The organism is Embleya sp. NPDC005575 (genome assembly GCF_040605455.1).
Taxonomy (GTDB): Bacteria; Actinomycetota; Actinomycetes; order Streptomycetales; family Streptomycetaceae; genus Embleya.
On record NZ_JBEXCV010000350.1, the window covers coordinates 1 to 1,388 of the forward strand.

A 1,388-nucleotide genomic window follows, 5' to 3' on the forward strand; every position below is an offset into this window, starting at 1 on the left:
CCGCCGACGCCGCGCTGGCCGGCCGCGAGGCGCTGCGCGTGGTGCTCGGCCCCGCCGCCCCGGGCTGGGAGCCGTTCGCGGCGCTGCTCGCCGAGGGCGGCCCGGTGCCCGATCTCGACCTGGACGACGACGATCCGGTGCAGATCATGTACACGTCCGGCACCGAGTCCCGGCCCAAGGGCGCGGTGATGACCAGCCGCAACCTGATCGCGCAGTACGCGACCGCGATCATCGACGGCGGGATGGCCGCCGACGACGTGGAGATCCACGCGCTGCCGCTGTACCACTGCGCACAGCTGCACTGCTTCCTGACGCCGGACGTCTACTTGGGCGCGACTTCGATCATCCTGCCCGCGCCGGACCCGGCCACGCTGCTCGCCACCGTCGAGCGCGAACGGGTGACCAAGTTGTTCTGCCCGCCGACCGTGTGGATCGCGCTGCTGCGCCACCCCGACTTCGACACTCGGGACCTGTCCAGCCTGCGCAAGGGCTACTACGGCGCGGCCGCGATGCCGGTCGAGGTGTTGGCGGAACTACGGCGCCGACTGCCGCAGTTGCGGCTGTACAACTTCTACGGCCAGACCGAGATGTCGCCGGTCGCCACCATCCTGGGCCCGGACGAACAGGAGCGGAAGGCCGGTTCGGCCGGACGCGCGGGCTTGAACGTACAGACCCTCGTGGTCGACGAGCAGGACCGGCCGGTGCCGCCCGGCGTGGTCGGCGAGATCGTGCACCGGGGCCCGCACACGATGCTGGGCTACTGGAACGACCCCGAGCGCACCGCCGAGGCGTTCCGCGGCGGCTGGTTCCACAGCGGCGACCTCGGGGTGCTCGACGACGAGGGCTACCTCTCGGTGGTGGACCGCAAGAAGGACATGGTCAAGACCGGCGGCGAGAACGTCGCGGGCCGCGAGGTCGAGGAGGTCATCCACGCCCACCCCGCCGTCGCCGAGGCCGCCGTCTTCGGCGTCCCACACCCGTACTGGATCGAAGCCGTCACCGCGGTGGTCGTCCCGAAGCCCGGCGAAAAGTTCACCCCGGAACAACTGACCGACCACTGCCGAACCCACCTCGCCGGCTTCAAGGTCCCCAAGTACGTGGTGATCGCCGAAGCACTCCCCAAAAACCCGAGCGGCAAAATCCTCAAACGCCAACTACGCGAACAACACGCCTCCCTGGCCACCGACAACCCCTGACCCAACCACCACCCGAACAACCCAACAGCCCAACCAGCGCACGAGGCCAACTCAGCCCGGCCGGCGCTTGAGGCCAACTCAGCCCGGCCGGCGCTTGAGAAGCCGTTGTCATATCGAATGTGATCGTTGAGTTTCCGCTGGTCAGGCATGAAGTCCGGTGCTGTGCGGGAGGGATGACCGCGTCGGGTTGTC

The 1,388-nt window shown here is 69.1% G+C and carries 1 protein-coding gene; it reads left to right on the forward strand.

What is annotated here, in order from left to right:
* Nucleotides 1-1,196, forward strand: a 1,196-nt coding sequence (locus ABZS54_RS42945; RefSeq protein ID WP_355548904.1) for an AMP-binding protein, incomplete at its 5' end; no start/stop codon positions are given.
* Between the last annotated feature and the right edge of the window lie 192 nt (nucleotides 1,197-1,388).